Here is a 15626-nt window from a genome sequence, read left to right on the forward strand (position 1 = left end):
TCCTTTTCTTATTTGTGTGGTTAAATAAATTTGAAATAAAGTTAAATATTCAAGAGATATTAGAGTACAAATCTACACCTATGCTGAAAAAATTTTAAATTTGTGTGATGAAGCAAAGCAGAGTGTGGCTGGGATACTAAGTCCAACGGGTACTCTGAATATTGCTACCGCTGAAACTCTCTGTGTGTTTCGATTACCAAATTTATTTAAAGAATATTGCAGTTGCTATCCAGATGTAGATGTTAAGTTGAAAATTGGTAACTGTGAAAATTTCCCGGATATCATAAGGAAAAATAAAGTAGATATTGCCTTTACTTTGGGTAAAGAAACAGTTTATTCAGATATCATATCAAAGACTTTGTTACATGAACCTTTAGTTATGGTTTGCAGTAATGATGATTTATTAGCGAAAAGAGATATGATTGAGATGTCAGAATTACAAGGAAAAAATTTAATACTTACTCAAAGTGGATGCAGTTATAGAGATACTTTTGAAGAGTACTTATCAAGTATTGATGTATGTCCAAGTTCTATTTTGGAATTGGAGAGCATAGAAGCTATAAAACAGTATGTTATCAGTGGTTTCGGAGTTTCTTTTTTACCACGCATTACGGTTAAAGAAGAAATAGAAAGTGGACAATTAGTTGAAATAAAGTATAAAGGTCCTAAATTTTATACTTCAGCTCAAGTGCTTTATCATAAGGACAAATGGTTATCACCAGCATTAAAAGCTATATTAGATATGTCATCAGAGATGTTTAAAATAGAGAATTAATATAGACAACTGGAAATACAGAGAAGAATTTCACGAAAAGGCAAAAATGATTCCTACTGAAGACGTGGAGACAGTAATCGGTCATGCCCCAGGTGGTGTGTGTCCATTTGGCATAAATGAAGGGGTAGAGGTTTATCTCGATATTTCCATAGAACGATTTTCTACAGTATATCCAGCTGCGGGAAGCGGAAACAGCGCTGTAGAATTAAATATAACGGAACTAGAGAAATATTCAAACTCAAAAAGATGGATTGATGTATGTAAAGGATGGGTTGCGAACCAATGAAAATATTTATTTACTGTTTCAGGGAATTTGATGAAAAAGAATTTTTTGATGAGCTGACAGAAAAATATGGGTGTACCTATGGCTATACGTCAGATTATTCAAAGAAGCAGGAACTGATTTTACAAAATCAGTTAAGACAACCTGTTACCTTGCAGATATGTCTGATTTTGCAGCATTTAATGCGGTGTATTCAAAATATTTTAAGGAAAAGCCGGCCAGAACCTGTGTTGCGGTAAAAACACTTCCGCTTGGCATTCTGTGTGAGGTTGAAGTAATTGTTTATTTAGGAGAATAAAGGAGGAAATTAAAATGAGACAATATGTAGTAGATGCTTTTTCGGACAAGGTATTTGGGGGGAATCCTGCAGCAGTATGTGTGATGAATGACTGGCTTCCGGATGAAACTATGATACAGATAACAAGGGAAAACCATCTATCGGAGACAGCTTTTACAGTAAAAGAAGAATCAAATTATAAATTAAGGTGGTTTACTCCTGGAGGAGAGATTGATCTATGCGGACATGCCACTCTTGCTACGGCGTATATTATAACTAAGTTTATTGAACCTGAAGCAACTGAAGTACGTTTCCAGACACTCAGCGGACTATTAACAGTTGTTAAAAAAGGCGAGCTTTTTGAAATGGACTTTCCGTCTTACGAATTAAAAAAAGTAGATGTAACAGAGGCAATGGCCGAAGCTATTGGAGTCAGACCTTTAGAAGCATATATGGGAAGGGACTTGCTCTGCATTCTTGAATCTGAAGAAGAAGTCAGGAATTTAAATCCGAACCAAGAAAAAGTAAAGGCATTGGAAGGGCTCCTTCTGCAAGTTACCGCACAAGGCAAAGAATTTGATTGTGTGTCCAGGTCATTTGCACCGAAATGTAATGTTCCAGAAGATCCAGTATGTGGTTCAGGCCATTGTCATATCATCCCATTTTGGGCTAACAGGCTAGAAAAGAAGGATTTGGTTGCCTATCAAGCTTCACCAAGAGGTGGCACATTATATTGTGAGTATAAGGGAGATAGGGTAAAACTGAGTGGTAAAGCAGCTTTATATTCCGTTGCAGATATTAATTTTAAAATGAACCCTTAACAGCTTTTGGCGTGGTTTTACCACGCCTTTTCTAACTCTATTTTGAGTAAAACATTAATACAAAAGCTTTAGCTAGTTTTCTAGTTTCATTGCAATAGTAATGCGGTTTATCAGCAATAAAATGTATTACTTCACCTTCATTAACCGTAAATCTTTTGTTTTCTAAACATACAGTTAAACTTCCAGAGCCAACTTTGGTTATGTTATTCCTGAAGGTGGTGATTTTGATGAATAAGGCAGATTTTCCGAGGCATCTATCATATTTTCTATCAAAATACCTTCCTGGACAGAAAAATGCAAGTACACATACCATAGCATCATATCGTGATACTATTAAGCTATTCTTGATGTTCTGCCAAGAAGAAAAATCAATGCGTCCTGAAACAATAAGGATGTCGGAGCTGACAAAGGAACTAATTGTAGGGTATCTTGACTGGCTTGAAGAAAAAAGAGGATGTTCAATTTCAACCCGTAACCATAGGCTAGCTGTACTACATTCGTTTTTTCAGTATGTACAAAAGGAAACACCTGAGAACCTATTTGAAATCCAAAGGATTCTCTCTATCCCAAGTAAGAAACACCCAAAAGCAATAGTTCCATATTTAACTGGTACTGAAATGAAGATTCTGTTGGAACAGCCGGATTCTTCTACGTATGAAGGATTTAGGGATATGGTGCTTCTATCGGTCTTATATGATACTGGTGCAAGAGTACAGGAGCTTACGAGCATCAAAATTAAAGACGTGAGACTGTCAGAACCTGCTGTCATCATCCTTCATGGAAAGGGCAGCAAAGTACGCCAGATTCCTCTAATGGGAAGAACTTCAGAGTTGATTACAAAGTATCTTGAAATTAAAAAATATAACTATGGACTAGCAAAGGCAGATAATTATCTTTTTGTAAATCAAAAGCAACAGAAGCTGTCTCGGTGGGGAATTTCCTATATCTTAAATAAATATGTAGAGATAGCTAAGGAAAACCCTTTGTTTTCAGTTAATTTTCCTGTAACACCTCATGTCCTTCGGCATGCCAAGGCAATGCATTTGCTTCAGTCAGGTGTTAACCTCATATATATACGTGATTTTCTAGGTCATGTAGATTGCTCTACAACCGAGGTATATGCAAGGGCAGATAGTGAAATGAAAAGAAAGGCTATTGAAAATGCCTATACTGACCTAGTTCCTAATACTGCACCCAAATGGGAGGAAGATGGTGACTTAATGAACTGGTTGAATACACTATGTGAATAAGTTAGTGTATAGGTATTATGGTGAGTGATTTTAGAGAAGTTGTTCGTCAACACAAGGAAAATACTCTACACTCCCCATAATACTTGGCTCTACATAATGTCTTAATATATGGGCTGTCACATGTTTACCTATTCCGGCTTCTTTAGTAGATAAGTGCAGAATCCTATTGACATATGATGGAGAAATACTACCTGTTCTTGTATAAAAGAACCTATTACTTTCTGTGTTACCTCTTACATGTCTTATATAGCTACTTAAAATAATTTTGAGCTTCTTACTTACAGGAATATTTCTATCTTTTTTACCCTTTCCGCATTTAACATAAATTATGTCATTTTGAAGATCAACATGATCTAGCTCAAGGTGAGTACATTCACCAATTCTTAAACCAGTGTAATATAAAGTGCTTATTAAAATTTTAAGTAGGGGAGATTTAACGTAACAAAGCAATGTAGATATTTCTGTTTCAGTTAAAAATGTTCTTTCTCTTTGCCATATTTTTATATGATCGATTTCGTTAGTAATATTGTACATGCATAGTTTTCGCTTTATACAATAGTTATAGAAACTTTTAATTGAGTTTAGAGATCTACGCCGACTATTAGGTGCATAATGCTTTTCAGACAAGATATAATAAAGAAAATCTTGAACATCATCTGAAGTGATCGATTCAAGATTAATACTTATAAAGTTGTATTTGTCCAACAAATATTGATTAAAGTATTTTAAATCCATTAAGTAACATTTAATAGTTTCATTAGATCTTTCAAGTAATAATAAGTATTTTCTAAATTGTTCAACAGCTGCTGTTAATATCATAAAATCATCTCCTAAAATAAATTTAGAATGAACTTTAAGTACATCCCTAATATGAATTCTTTCAGGAGTGTTTCTTTTTATTATTCCAGATAAAATTAATACTTAGAGTTATGTTTGCTTACTTTGAAGTTATTACTTTTATACACAGAAATATACAAAAATATGTTAAAATATAAGAAAATAAAAGCTTATTATTTTCTCTAAATATATAGTTAATTAGAAACTATAAAAGAATAGGATTTGATAAAAGTTAAGAGATAAGAGTAAAGAGCTATAATTTATAGAATGGGAGTGATAGTAATGAAATGGAATGAAGCAAGGAATATATATCCTAATAAATGGTTACTTTTTGAAGCTATAGAGGCTTATTCAGAGGAAGGAAGGAGAATTGTTGAAGAGCTTTCTGTTATAAATGTATATGACGAAGGGAAGGAAGCTCTCAAAGCTTACTCAGAGAAGCATAAGAAGGATAAAAGCAGAGAAATGTATGTTTATCATACTAAAAATGAAGAATTGTTAATAGAGCAAAGAAACTGGATTGGAGTGCGAAAAAATGGTTAAGCTTGATTTGAAATATGGACTTCCTTTTTGCACTGTTAAACTTTCTTATAATGGAAACTGTATATCTATTGATAATGTACTTTTAGATACAGGTTCAGGAGGGACTGTATTTAAAATGGATATAGTAGAAAAGATAGGGGTAACTATAGAAGACAATGATATTATTGAAACTATATCAGGTGTAGGTGGTTCAGAATTTGTATATAAGAAAAATGTAGATTCAATTATACTTGGAGATTTAGAACTTCATAACTTCAAAATAGAAGTAGGAGTAATGGATTATGGATTCGATATAAATGGGATATTAGGAATGGATTTTTTGAAAAAAGTTGGGGCAGTAATTAATTTAAATGAGATGAAAGTAACTAAAGGTAATAGGTAGATGGTTATTTAATGTACAATTCACAATTTGCAAACACTACATAATTAGAATTCTGAAGCACCGAGTGATAAAGGGAAAAAGATATAGAAAATAGAATGAATATAGGAACTGAAAGATATATCAGTTCCTTTTTTATTTGAATGTTATTGTTATGTGAACAAAAAAATAAATCTAAGCTGATTAGATGAAAGAAAAACTATCCAAAATTCTTAACGATTAATTCGTACTTTTTAATATTTAATACGGGTATAGGTATGATACCGACACAGGATTGTATTATTTGAATGCAAGATATTATAACCCTGAGATTGGTAGATTCATGAATATGGATACGAAATTGGGTAAGGATGGGAGTTTGCTATCCCATAATGCGTTTGCATATTGTCAAAACAATCCTGTAATGAATAGTGACCCAAGTGGACAGTGGTTTGAAACATTATTAGATATAGTAGGTGTTGTAATAAGTTTTGTGAATTTTATAAGCAAGCCTTCATGGGGAACAGGAGCAACTCTTGCTTACGATTGTGTTGCAGCGGTAACGCCAATAGTGCCAGCTTCAAGTACATTAAAGGTAGCTAAAAGGGCTGCAAATACTTTAAAATTTACTAAAAAAGCTTCTGCTAGTAAGAGTGTTGTGAGTAAGACTGGTAACATGAGCCGAAATGCTGCATTTAGAGCTGCTAAAAGAAAAGCGGGTATCCCTAATTCTATTCAAGGGAAAAAACCAGTAACCGTTTATGATACTGAAAATAGGATAGTACATGAATTTGAAGTATATGGGAATAAAAAATACATTATAGAGCATAGAGAAGATAAATTTGGTAGAGGGTCGCATTTTCATGCTGCAGATGATGCAAAGGGAAATCCTTTGAAAAAAGGTAGATATAACGAATTTGATGGTCGTTTTCCAGAGATTTTTAGTGGTTATACAAAATAGTTAAATTGAAATAGGTGATTAGAATGAATCAAGATAATAAAAATAGGATGGAGATTTTAAAAAGAAAATGTCGAAGAAAACAACTAATTAAAGAATTGTCTCATTTGTCAATTGTCAACTGAGTAAAGTATTACTACATAAGAAATGCACAAGGTGATATAATTGGATTATTCGATAAAACAGGAACACAAGTAGTACCATATATTTATGATACTTTGTGGCTTGGCTTTACCTGTATGGATGGAGAATACTAAATTTATAATATAATAAATTTAGGACACTAATTTTAAATTATAGTATAAAAAAGAAAGAAGGAATATTTTTGAATAATATAAAATGTGAGCGTAGAATATATAATTTTAAAATTAATACCCATGCTCATGAATATGGACAATTAATTTTGCCACTTCATGGTGTGCTTTCTATAGAAACTGATTATAAGAAATTGAAGTTAAAAGATGATTCATTATTCTTTCTTCCTCCAGATTGTAAGCATACTTTTAATGCTCATAATAATAATGAATTCTTAGTTTTAGATATACCTAATAAAATGCTCAACAAGTATGATATGGAAAAAATGTGTGGTGGAAGAGATTTTTTATTTGATGAAAAATGGAAAGCAATAAGATATTTATTATTAAATGAAACTGATATTAATCAAAATTCTAGTTCTATAAATAATTTGTTTCTCTACTTTTATAATTTTATTACTACTGAAAATTTACCCAATTCTATCAAATATATAAATGAACATTTTACTGAAGATATTGATTTAAAGAAATTAGCAGATATAGAACATTATAACGTTAGCTATTATAGTGAATGGTTTAGACATAATATGAACGTTTCCCCTATTGAATATATACAAAATTTAAGAGTAAAGAGAGCAAAAGAACTCCTTTTAAATACGAACTTAACAATTTTACAGATTTCTCAGATGGTAGGCTATGAACACAATTCATCATTTACCAAAGTATTTAAACACATAGAAAAATTATCACCAGTAGAGTTTAGAAGAAAAATCAAAAAATAGACTAAAAACTAACTATATTTTCAGCAAAGACTTATCTAATTGAAAAGATATAATAATATATGAATAACATTTTAAAAGACTGTTTAAAAATAGTCTTTTTTTCTTTAAACAGCAAAAACCTTACAATTAATAATATATTGGTAAAGGATAACTGTTAGAAAAAATATAACAACTTTTTAATTATACAAAGTTATAAAAAGAAAGGAGACGCTTTAACATGAAAGAAAAAATCACTAAAATGATACGAAACTTTGTTAAGGAATATGAGCAGAAAAATGATATTTCAACCAAATGGGGTGAGCCTTTAGTGGGCTTTGCTGATGCTAATCATCCTTACATTTTAAATTTGAAAAAACTTATTACACCAACTCATAAATTACCCACTGATGTACTTTCCGATGCATCTATTGTAATAGCATATTTTATTCCATTTACTAAAGAATTGGCTAATACAAATCGAATGGCTGGAGCTATTGCCTCTCCCGAATGGGCACTAGCTTATGAAGAAACCAATGCAATGTTTGTTAAGCTAAATGAATATATAATATTGGAACTACGGAAAATAGGGTATCATGCGGATGTTTCATCTGAAGCTTCTACCTTTGATCAAAAGATATTAAAAAGCAATTGGTCTCATCGACATTTTGCAAAAGTTGCTGGTCTTGGAACCTTTGGTATCAATAATATGCTTATAACTAAAATGGGGTGTTGTGGAAGATATAGCACTATTGTAACCAATCTAGATGTTAACGCTGATTCACCTTTAGAAGATGAATTATGCTTATATAAAAAGAATAGAAGCTGTGGTATATGTGTAAAACATTGTCCATCAGGCGCATTGACTTTAGATGGATATGATAGACATAAATGCTATGCTGTACTAAGAAAAAATGCGGAATTATATACAGAATTTGGAAGTTCTTACACCAATGAATCTGGTGATCATCCAAATAGTGTAGGTAGCGAAGTATGTGGAAAGTGCGTAGTAAATACACCATGTACCTTCTTTTATATTAATACGTTAATTTGTTATGATATACGATAATTAAAGGTAATAAAAGAATATAAAAGATTAAACGAGCCTCATGAACACTATATTAATTATTAGAGTATTATGGTCAAGTATAATGAAATATCGGTAATTTTAGCAAAGTAGAAATTATTGAAATTCCATAGTGTAGTGGTACGCGGCTTCGTCCTATAGATTGTTTCGGAAATTGAGCAGTTTTTGATTTAAAGCATAATTTTAGCTTAAAATCGAACTGCTTTCTTTCTTCGGCTCAACTTCAGAATCCAACTCTATTCATAAGGCGAAGCAAAGGTAATTAACATTTTTTGAATAGGAGGTCTGAATAGAATGAACAATATTGTATTATTAGAAAACAAATTAACTGCGGAACAGTTTTGCAATTTAGAGGAAGCGGTAGGTTTTGGAAAACCAAATACCAGGCAAAGTGAGAAGGCTATTGAAAATAGTATATATTCTGTTTCTGTAAATATAGAAGGAGAAGTTGTTGGAATGGGTAGATTAGTTGGCGATGGTGCAAGGATATTTTATATACAAGATGTTTGCATCAAGCCAGAGTTTCAAAGAAAAGGAATTGGAAAATTGATTGTTGAAAAGTTACTTGATTATATTAAAAATAATAGTATACCAAATTCAAGGGTTACAGTCGGGTTAATGGCTGCAAAAGGTAAAGAAGGATTCTACCAAAAGTTGGGGTTTAGAATCCGTCCCAATGAAAAAGAAGGTAATGGAATGATGCTAAACATACAAATATAATAGGGAAAATCAATAAGTTCTTTACTATGTATAGTTCACAATCTTCTTAAAATGCCTACTAACGCCTGAGATTTTGGAGGGATTAAATATGAGTATACCTGATGAACTTTCTCTGCTATCTCTATTTGGTTGTGAACCCAAACTTTTAGATAGTAATGTTTCTTTCTTTTATAATGAAGCAACATATGAGTTTAATAATTCTACCAGTGAAAGGTTTGTTGTAAGTATTTGTCCATCATATTCTGATATAAAAATACAGGTTTACTCTACTGATAATAATGAACTTCTTTCATTGTTAGATTTTAAGAGTGTAGTTGGAAATCCTCTCATAATAAGTAGTGGTTTAGGGGATTTTTGGGATTTATGAAAGGAATATGTTATGGTGGTCGTTAAAGAAATTATTTCACAAAGCAAACTCTATAAGGCAGAAATTATAAATAACGGGTAAGATACAAAAGTATTTATATAGTACTATATAGATATGATATAATTACTATTAGCTAAGTTGGAATAGTACAAAAAACTAAGTTAATTTAAATATTGTAAATTTTTTTGGAGGTTACTATGAATAGATTACAAGAAATATTAGATTATAATCAATCTTTTGTAGAAAATAAAGAATATGTTAAATACTTAACATCAAAAGAACCTAAAAAGAAGCTGGTAATTTTGTCCTGTATGGATACTAGGTTAACAGAGCTTCTTCCAAAAGCATTAAATCTGAAAAACGGAGATGCTAAATTTATTAAGAATGCTGGTGCTTCTATAATGCATCCATTTGGTAGTATAATAAGAAGTATTGTGGTTGCTGTTTATGAGTTTCAAGCAGATGAGGTTTTAGTAGTTGGTCATCATGGTTGTGGTATGAGTAACTTAAATGTAGATAAAACATTAGAAAAGGTAAATGAGCGAGGCATATCTCCAGATGTTATAGCAACTTTATGCAATGCAGGTATTGATATAAAGAAGTGGTTACATGGTTTTAACTCTGTAGAGGAATCTGTTAAGGAGAGTGTGACATTAATAAAAAATCATCCTTTAATCCCTAAAGACATAAAAGTCCATGGCTTAATAATAGATCCTGAAACAGGAAAATTAGAGGTAGTCGTTAACGGATACGAAGATAGCCAATCTAGTTTCTAGTTTGTAACCTTAGGCTACTATAAAATGAAAATTTTGTAGCAGCTCTTTTTTATGCTAAAAAAACAAATGACTAGTTCCACGAACCAGTCATCAGGGGATGTGTGAAAATGGCTGAAAAATCATTTTTCTAAAATTCAACTTCTCATAAAATATTTCTTTGCCAGGTGAAGCATATAATATAAAATTGCATTGAGGAATACATTTTAAAATGCCATTAACAATTGTTCTACCCACATTTTTACCTTGATATTCAGGTAATACTGCTACATCATTCCAATTAATATTTAAACAATTGTACTGAATTTTCAGCTCCATCTCTTCTCCTCCTTGAGGTGGGATGGCTAGGTTTTTATGATGAAGATAAAGACAAGGATATCTATGATAATAATATTCTCCTTTGGAATAGAGATGGCGAAATGATCTTTAGCATTAATAATTTAAAAGAGGATTATAAAAATGGGAAAAACTTAGAATACCTGTTTTTCTCCGGTTATCAGCCTAATAAAGACGGAAGTATTACAAAAAGCTGTTTAAGCCAATGGTGGAAATCAGATTTTAGAATTGATTCTAATAGCTACTCCTGCATGGAGCAATACATGATGGCAGAAAAGGCTAGGCTCTTCAATAATGATGAAGCCTTAGCAAAGATAATGAAAAGTACTAACCAATTGATAATGCAGGAATTAGGGGGGAGCCGTTAATAATTTTGATGAGAAGCTATGAGTCAAAAGAAGGTATTCCATCATCCTTAATGGCAGTTATGCAAAGTTTGTTCAAAATGATGAATTAAGACAATTTCTAATAGGAACAAAAGATAGAGTTTTAGTTTATGATAGTGCTCATGATAAGATTTGGGGAATACGCATGAATGACTTTGAAAAGAAAGAAAACCCATTTACTTGGGAAGGAGCAAATCTCTTAGGTTTTGCTTTAATGGAAGTCAGGGAGGAGATTTTAAGAGTATATAAAAATTATGACAAGCTTGATTTTGTTATGCTTAATGAACTCTTTGGATGACAAGTTTTAATTACAATTTAAAGTAAAACAAAATCTCAAAGATTTACATTCATGCAGGGAGTTATTGGATTTGATAAAAATCCAATAACTCCTTATGGAAGGAATCTTCAGATGGAATTGTAAAAGTTAAAAAAGGTTCTAAGTGGGGAATTATAGGAGCTAAAGGTACTTTAATAGTTCCAATTGACTATGATGAGATTGACTTTAATAATTTAGAATTGGCTACGATAAATCAATCACAAGCAACGATAAAGAGTATTAAAAATTTTTGAAAAAATAAAGAAGTAGATTGACGATAGTTCGATGGTAAACTATACTTATATTAACAATTAAATTATAAAAGTGAGAGTATTGCCTATGATGAATAAATATTTAGCCATATCTAAAATTTCAAAGATAAGATATGAGGTTTCTGAATACATTGCATGTGAATTAAGAAAACGTGGTATTGAGGGGCTTGTGGTATCACATGGTAATATATTAGATATACTTTATGAGAACAATGGAAAATTAACTATGAAAGAAATAAGTGAAGGAATTGATCGTTCAAAGTCTACAGTTACTAAGTTAGTGGATAGATTATTAAAAGCTGGATATGTTACTAAAGAATCGAATTCAGAAGATAAGAGGTACTCCTACATAGTATTAACTGAAAAGGGATTAAGTATAAAAAAAGACTTCAAAGAAATTTCACAAAATGTGATTAAAGAGTTCTTTAAAGATTTTAATGAAGAGGAAACTAAAATATTACTTTTATTATTAGATCGGGTAATACATAATTTTACCCAATAATTTTTACAATAATGATTCGATGGCGAACTAATTGTAATTAAATTAGAGGAAAAAATGGAATAAATCAATTAATTGTTTTTAAAATGTAAAACAAGAAATATATATTTTTAGGAGATGTTAAAATGAATGAGACTATAAGAATAATAGAAAATCTTAAAACCGTTAGAAATTTTTCAGATAGAAATATACCGAAGGAACATTTATCAGTTATATTAAAATCATGCGTAAATGCAGCTACAGCATCAGCCAGACAAACATATTCAATTATAGTTGTAGATGACAAAGAAGTTATGAAAGAAGTTGGATATGTTGGAAACAGAATGATTGTATTCTGTGTTGATTTTAATAGAGTAATAGATATGGCCGAATATTTAGAATTTCAATATAAACATGGAATACCTATTGTAGATTTTATAACTGGTAGTACTGATACAATTCTTGCTGCACAAACTGCTGCTATTACTGCGAAATCCCTTGGAATTGATTCTTTTTTCAGTAATTGTGTGCACAGAGGAAATATCAATAGAATATATGATCTTTTAAATTTGCCTGAAAAATATTGTTTTCCCTTAATTGCATTGATACTTGGTTATTCAGATGAGAAAAAATTAAAATTGACAAAGAAAGGACGATTAAGTGGATCAGGGGTTATACATTTTAATAAATACCAGAGATTAGATAAACAGGGCTTAGAAAATATAGTTTTAGAATATGATAGTCAAGATAGACACTTTTTATCATTAATTGATGATTGGAGAGAAAAAGGATACAACCATTATTTGGAATATTTTTATGAAAAGTGGTGTGGATGTTCTAGAATAGATGAAAAAAATGATAGCCAGATAAAAACTAATAATCAATACAATCAAGTAGAAAAAATGTTGATTAAAACTGGTTTTTTAGCAGATAAAATAGATTGTATTTAGAGAGAGGATATTTGTATTCACCAATTTTATAATAAATACAACATAAGTATAGGCATTTTTGTTATTCATATTTTTCATAATAGGAATAATTAAGACGGAATATTCTTATTGGACTAAACCGCTGTAACAGCGGTGGCAGTAGCCCGATTTAATCAAACTTTAGCTTGAACTATTCTGTTATATTGTGTAAAATTTAATTAGTAAAGGGAAATAAAGTTTCAATAATATATTTTATAAGAAAATATGTTCCTATATATTAATACGTTAATTTGTTATGATATACGATAATTAAAGGTAATAAAAGAATATAAAAGATTAAACGAGCCTCATGAACACTATATTAATTATTAGAGTATTATGGTCAAGTATAATGAAATATCGGTAATTTTAGCAAAGTAGAAATTATTGAAATTCCATAGTGTAGTGGTACGCGGCTTCGTCCTATAGATTGTTTCGGAAATTGAGCAGTTGCTGTAATTAAATCCTACACCAATTTATATACAATTAATGATATAATAAAGTTTTGAAAGGTGCTGATTAATTTTAGTGCCTATTATTTTTGTCTATATAGGTGTGTAATTTAATGGTATAATATTTAATAATTGTTACGCAGTGGTAAAAAATTGTGAATTAAAGATTATTTATATCAGCCTTGCTTAATTAAAAGAAGCAGGGCTCTAATTATGAAATTAGGTTTCCTGCAAGTTAACTTTTTCTACTAAGATCAACTATAAATCCATTTACGGGAAATGGGGCAACATATAAAATATTATTAGAGGTGATAGATATGAAGGAGTTAAATATAGGTAAATGTATTATTCAGAAGAGAAAAGAGAAGGGAATAACGCAGGAACATTTGGCAAATTACATTGGAGTTTCTAAAGCATCTGTTTCCAAATGGGAATCTGGATTAAGTTATCCTGATATTTTACTTCTTCCTGAGCTTGCAACTTATTTTAATATTTCAGTGGATGAGTTATTGGGATATTCTCCACAACTTACAAAGGAAGACATTAAAAAAATTTACAATAAACTTTCACATGAATTTGCTGTAAAGCCATTTGATGAAGTAATGCAACAGTGCAACCAATTAATAAAAAAATATTATTCCTGTTTTCCTTTTTTGCTTTCTATGATTCAATTATTATTAAACTATTCGACCTTGGTAAAAACTGAGGTAATAAAAAAAGAAATCTTTCAGCAATGTATATTGCTAAGTAAGAAAATAAAAGAGGAATCAGAGAACATTTCTGACATAAAAAATGCGAATACTATGGAAGCATTGGCAGAGATGGCACTGGGAAATAGCGAAGAAGTTATTCGTTTATTGGATAACAAACTAGCTCCATATAGTGGAGATGATGTAATACTGATTAATGCATATAAGATGCAGGGGAAAACTGCTCAAGCAAAGGTCGTGAATCAAATACTACTTTACAACAATGTAATAAACACGTTAACACTTCTAAACAGTTATCTTTCCTTAAACATGATGGAATCAGTTTTGTTTGAAAAGATCTATTCCCAGGGCATTCAGATTATTGATTCTTTTCAGTTGAAAGAGATTTTGACAAATGATGTTTTTGGAATCCATATCGTTGCTGCACAAGGGTATTTGATTCAACAAAAGAAAGAAAAGGCAATAGATGCATTAGAGCAATATGTGAACACTGTTTGTAGGATTCAGTTTCCATTGAGTCTTAAAGGAAATGAATATTTTAATAAGGTAGATAAATGGGTTGAGGATAATAATTGTATTGGAACAAACACTCCGATAGATGAGATAACAATCAAGAAAAGTTTTGTAAATGCAGTTACTGAAAATTCTGCATTTATACCGTTAAGAGAAGATGAGCGGTATAATTTGCTTGTTAAAAAATTGAAAGGAAAGTTAGGTGAAAAAAGTGAATGCAATAAATATAGAAAATCTTAAAAAATCCTATGATGGGCAGACTAATGCTCTGAACAATATAAGTCTAAGCATACCAAAAGGTGAGATATTTGGCTTTCTTGGCCCTAATGGTTCAGGGAAAACCACTACAGTTAGAATTCTTAATGGAATTCTTTCAGCAACATCAGGATATGCTGAAATTTTAGGGATACCTGTGGGGGAAAATGATCTTGAGATTCATAGATTATGTGGTGTTATGACGGAAAGTTCCTCCTGTTATGAAAATCTTACTGCCGAACAGAATCTAATATTCTTTGGAAAAATGCATGGAATGGATGAAAAATCGCTTAATAAACGTGCTGATTTTATATTGAAAAGGCTGGAGTTACTAGATGTAAAGAATAAAAAGGTAAAATCTTTCAGTACAGGAATGAGAAAGAGAGTTTCCTTGGCTGTAGCATTAGTTCACAATCCTCAAATTTTATTCCTTGATGAACCTACTTCTGGTTTAGACCCAGAAAATGCACTGAATGTTACAAGGCTTATAAAAGAGCTTGCAGAGGAAAACGAGGTTACAATCTTTCTTTGTACCCATCAATTAAAATATGCTGAGGATATTTGTACACTGTATGGTTTTATAAATAATGGCAATATCCTTGGCTTTGGTACATTTGATGAACTTGCTTCAAGGAAAAATGCAACCCTTCTATTAAAAATTAGAGGGAAAAATATTTCAGAGAAATTTGGATTTATCCATGAAGGTAATGATATATATAGCAAATCTATTTTAGGAGACAAAGAGGTAAATACTCTAATACAAGATATACTGACAAGTGGTGGGGAAATTTATGAGGCTGTACAGCAGAAATGGTCTTTGGAACAACTGTACTTTAAATATATAAAAGGTACATCTGATGATGTGAAATTATAAGTCTG

At 31.1% G+C, this 15626-nt stretch carries 21 protein-coding genes and 1 pseudogene; 19 read left to right on the plus strand and 3 right to left on the minus strand.

The genetic code is table 11. The annotated features are described in order from the left end of the window. Positions 1 to 100: 100 nt before the first annotated feature. The 4 genes and pseudogenes from HGI79_RS01760 (at position 101) to HGI79_RS01775 (ending at position 2156) form a co-directional block, all read left to right on the plus strand. On the plus strand, positions 101 to 775 hold the full coding sequence (locus HGI79_RS01760) for a LysR family transcriptional regulator substrate-binding protein (RefSeq protein WP_185649011.1): 675 nt from the start codon (positions 101 to 103) through the stop codon (positions 773 to 775). A gap of 46 nt (positions 776 to 821) precedes the next feature. Beyond that, a complete protein-coding gene (locus HGI79_RS01765; RefSeq protein WP_185649012.1) occupies positions 822 to 1061 on the plus strand; it encodes a YbaK/EbsC family protein in 240 nt (79 codons plus the stop codon). A 94-nt stretch (positions 1062 to 1155) separates the two neighbouring features. Further along, positions 1156 to 1356: pseudogene (locus HGI79_RS01770) on the plus strand (RidA family protein); the annotation flags it as partial. A gap of 14 nt (positions 1357 to 1370) precedes the next feature. Beyond that, on the plus strand, positions 1371 to 2156 hold the full coding sequence (locus HGI79_RS01775) for a PhzF family phenazine biosynthesis protein (protein ID WP_185649013.1): 786 nt from the start codon (positions 1371 to 1373) through the stop codon (positions 2154 to 2156). Between the two features lie 37 nt (positions 2157 to 2193). On the opposite strand, the gene HGI79_RS01780 is transcribed toward HGI79_RS01775, so the two are convergent. Beyond that, positions 2194 to 2469, minus strand: coding sequence for a cupin domain-containing protein (locus HGI79_RS01780; protein ID WP_185649167.1), 276 nt, complete (start codon positions 2467 to 2469; stop codon positions 2194 to 2196). Here HGI79_RS01780 and HGI79_RS01785 point away from each other — a divergent pair. Beyond that, positions 2384 to 3406, plus strand: a complete 1023-nt coding sequence (locus tag HGI79_RS01785; protein WP_185649014.1) for a site-specific integrase — start codon at positions 2384 to 2386, stop codon at positions 3404 to 3406. The genes HGI79_RS01780 and HGI79_RS01785 overlap by 86 nt on opposite strands. Positions 3407 to 3436: 30 nt before the next feature. Here the strand turns inward: HGI79_RS01785 and HGI79_RS01790 are convergent, their stop codons facing one another. Continuing rightward, complete coding sequence (locus HGI79_RS01790) at positions 3437 to 4225, minus strand: tyrosine-type recombinase/integrase (protein ID WP_185649015.1); 789 nt, start codon at positions 4223 to 4225, stop codon at positions 3437 to 3439. 300 nt (positions 4226 to 4525) lie between these two features. Between HGI79_RS01790 and HGI79_RS01795 the strand changes: the two genes are divergently transcribed. The 8 genes from HGI79_RS01795 (at position 4526) to HGI79_RS01830 (ending at position 10064) form a co-directional block, all read left to right on the plus strand. After that, the gene (locus HGI79_RS01795) at positions 4526 to 4786 is read left to right on the plus strand and encodes a hypothetical protein (protein ID WP_185649016.1); all 261 of its coding nucleotides are present in this window, start codon (positions 4526 to 4528) and stop codon (positions 4784 to 4786) included. Continuing rightward, positions 4779 to 5168, plus strand: a complete 390-nt coding sequence (locus HGI79_RS01800; protein WP_185649017.1) for a retropepsin-like aspartic protease — start codon at positions 4779 to 4781, stop codon at positions 5166 to 5168. Before HGI79_RS01795 ends, HGI79_RS01800 begins: the two co-directional genes overlap by 8 nt. A 280-nt stretch (positions 5169 to 5448) precedes the next feature. Next, positions 5449 to 6105, plus strand: a complete 657-nt coding sequence (locus tag HGI79_RS23605) for an RHS repeat-associated core domain-containing protein (protein ID WP_241428113.1) — start codon at positions 5449 to 5451, stop codon at positions 6103 to 6105. 322 nt (positions 6106 to 6427) lie between these two features. Continuing rightward, positions 6428 to 7138 carry an AraC family transcriptional regulator gene (locus HGI79_RS01810; protein ID WP_185649018.1) on the plus strand — a complete coding sequence of 237 codons (711 nt, stop codon included), beginning with the start codon at positions 6428 to 6430 and terminating at the stop codon, positions 7136 to 7138. Positions 7139 to 7355: 217 nt separating this feature from the next. After that, entirely contained in the window at positions 7356 to 8183 is an 828-nt protein-coding gene (locus HGI79_RS01815; protein WP_185649019.1) for an epoxyqueuosine reductase, read from the plus strand. 312 nt (positions 8184 to 8495) lie between these two features. Further along, the gene (locus HGI79_RS01820) at positions 8496 to 8921 is read left to right on the plus strand and encodes a GNAT family N-acetyltransferase (protein WP_185649020.1); all 426 of its coding nucleotides are present in this window, start codon (positions 8496 to 8498) and stop codon (positions 8919 to 8921) included. A gap of 88 nt (positions 8922 to 9009) precedes the next feature. Further along, positions 9010 to 9288: a hypothetical protein gene (locus HGI79_RS01825; RefSeq protein ID WP_185649021.1), complete on the plus strand. Its 279-nt coding sequence runs from the start codon at positions 9010 to 9012 to the stop codon at positions 9286 to 9288. Positions 9289 to 9485: 197 nt separating this feature from the next. Beyond that, complete coding sequence (locus tag HGI79_RS01830; RefSeq protein WP_185649022.1) at positions 9486 to 10064, plus strand: carbonic anhydrase; 579 nt, start codon at positions 9486 to 9488, stop codon at positions 10062 to 10064. 90 nt (positions 10065 to 10154) lie between these two features. Here the strand turns inward: HGI79_RS01830 and HGI79_RS01835 are convergent, their stop codons facing one another. Continuing rightward, positions 10155 to 10379 (minus strand): GNAT family N-acetyltransferase, encoded by a 225-nt coding sequence (locus HGI79_RS01835; protein WP_185649023.1) that lies wholly within the window; start codon positions 10377 to 10379, stop codon positions 10155 to 10157. Between the two features lie 17 nt (positions 10380 to 10396). On the opposite strand from HGI79_RS01835, the gene HGI79_RS23105 reads away from it, so the two are divergent. The 6 genes from HGI79_RS23105 to HGI79_RS01860 all read left to right on the plus strand — a co-directional run bounded on the left by HGI79_RS23105 (position 10397) and on the right by HGI79_RS01860 (position 15621). Beyond that, positions 10397 to 10765, plus strand: a complete 369-nt coding sequence (locus tag HGI79_RS23105) for an NADAR family protein (protein ID WP_313885169.1) — start codon at positions 10397 to 10399, stop codon at positions 10763 to 10765. Positions 10766 to 10808: 43 nt separating this feature from the next. Then, on the plus strand, positions 10809 to 11081 hold the full coding sequence (locus tag HGI79_RS23110; RefSeq protein ID WP_313885173.1) for an NADAR domain-containing protein: 273 nt from the start codon (positions 10809 to 10811) through the stop codon (positions 11079 to 11081). A gap of 357 nt (positions 11082 to 11438) precedes the next feature. Beyond that, on the plus strand, positions 11439 to 11873 hold the full coding sequence (locus HGI79_RS01845; RefSeq protein WP_185649024.1) for a MarR family winged helix-turn-helix transcriptional regulator: 435 nt from the start codon (positions 11439 to 11441) through the stop codon (positions 11871 to 11873). 122 nt (positions 11874 to 11995) lie between these two features. After that, positions 11996 to 12799, plus strand: a complete 804-nt coding sequence (locus HGI79_RS01850) for a nitroreductase family protein (RefSeq protein WP_185649025.1) — start codon at positions 11996 to 11998, stop codon at positions 12797 to 12799. Between the two features lie 787 nt (positions 12800 to 13586). Next, positions 13587 to 14732, plus strand: coding sequence for a helix-turn-helix transcriptional regulator (locus HGI79_RS01855; RefSeq protein WP_185649026.1), 1146 nt, complete (start codon positions 13587 to 13589; stop codon positions 14730 to 14732). Then, positions 14704 to 15621 (plus strand): ABC transporter ATP-binding protein, encoded by a 918-nt coding sequence (locus HGI79_RS01860; protein ID WP_185649153.1) that lies wholly within the window; start codon positions 14704 to 14706, stop codon positions 15619 to 15621. The genes HGI79_RS01855 and HGI79_RS01860 overlap by 29 nt, the downstream gene beginning before the upstream one ends. Positions 15622 to 15626 lie beyond the last annotated feature (5 nt).

It is taken from the genome of Clostridium sp. DJ247 (genome assembly GCF_014231265.1).

Bases quoted from the DNA above. Each gene is read 5' to 3' on its own strand.
- HGI79_RS01830 (WP_185649022.1), top strand. From the start codon at position 9,486: ATGAATAGATTACAAGAAATATTAGATTATAATCAATCTTTTGTAGAA.
- HGI79_RS01765 (WP_185649012.1), top strand. From the start codon at position 822: ATGATTCCTACTGAAGACGTGGAGACAGTAATCGGTCATGCCCCAGGT.
- HGI79_RS01815 (WP_185649019.1), top strand. From the start codon at position 7,356: ATGAAAGAAAAAATCACTAAAATGATACGAAACTTTGTTAAGGAATAT.
- HGI79_RS01780 (WP_185649167.1), bottom strand. From the start codon at position 2,469: ATGGTATGTGTACTTGCATTTTTCTGTCCAGGAAGGTATTTTGATAGA.
- HGI79_RS01835 (WP_185649023.1), bottom strand. From the start codon at position 10,379: ATGGAGCTGAAAATTCAGTACAATTGTTTAAATATTAATTGGAATGAT.
- HGI79_RS01800 (WP_185649017.1), top strand. From the start codon at position 4,779: ATGGTTAAGCTTGATTTGAAATATGGACTTCCTTTTTGCACTGTTAAA.
- HGI79_RS01855 (WP_185649026.1), top strand. From the start codon at position 13,587: ATGAAGGAGTTAAATATAGGTAAATGTATTATTCAGAAGAGAAAAGAG.
- HGI79_RS01795 (WP_185649016.1), top strand. From the start codon at position 4,526: ATGAAATGGAATGAAGCAAGGAATATATATCCTAATAAATGGTTACTT.
- HGI79_RS01790 (WP_185649015.1), bottom strand. From the start codon at position 4,225: ATGATATTAACAGCAGCTGTTGAACAATTTAGAAAATACTTATTATTA.
- HGI79_RS01785 (WP_185649014.1), top strand. From the start codon at position 2,384: ATGAATAAGGCAGATTTTCCGAGGCATCTATCATATTTTCTATCAAAA.
- HGI79_RS01845 (WP_185649024.1), top strand. From the start codon at position 11,439: ATGATGAATAAATATTTAGCCATATCTAAAATTTCAAAGATAAGATAT.
- HGI79_RS01820 (WP_185649020.1), top strand. From the start codon at position 8,496: ATGAACAATATTGTATTATTAGAAAACAAATTAACTGCGGAACAGTTT.
- HGI79_RS01825 (WP_185649021.1), top strand. From the start codon at position 9,010: ATGAGTATACCTGATGAACTTTCTCTGCTATCTCTATTTGGTTGTGAA.
- HGI79_RS01775 (WP_185649013.1), top strand. From the start codon at position 1,371: ATGAGACAATATGTAGTAGATGCTTTTTCGGACAAGGTATTTGGGGGG.
- HGI79_RS01850 (WP_185649025.1), top strand. From the start codon at position 11,996: ATGAATGAGACTATAAGAATAATAGAAAATCTTAAAACCGTTAGAAAT.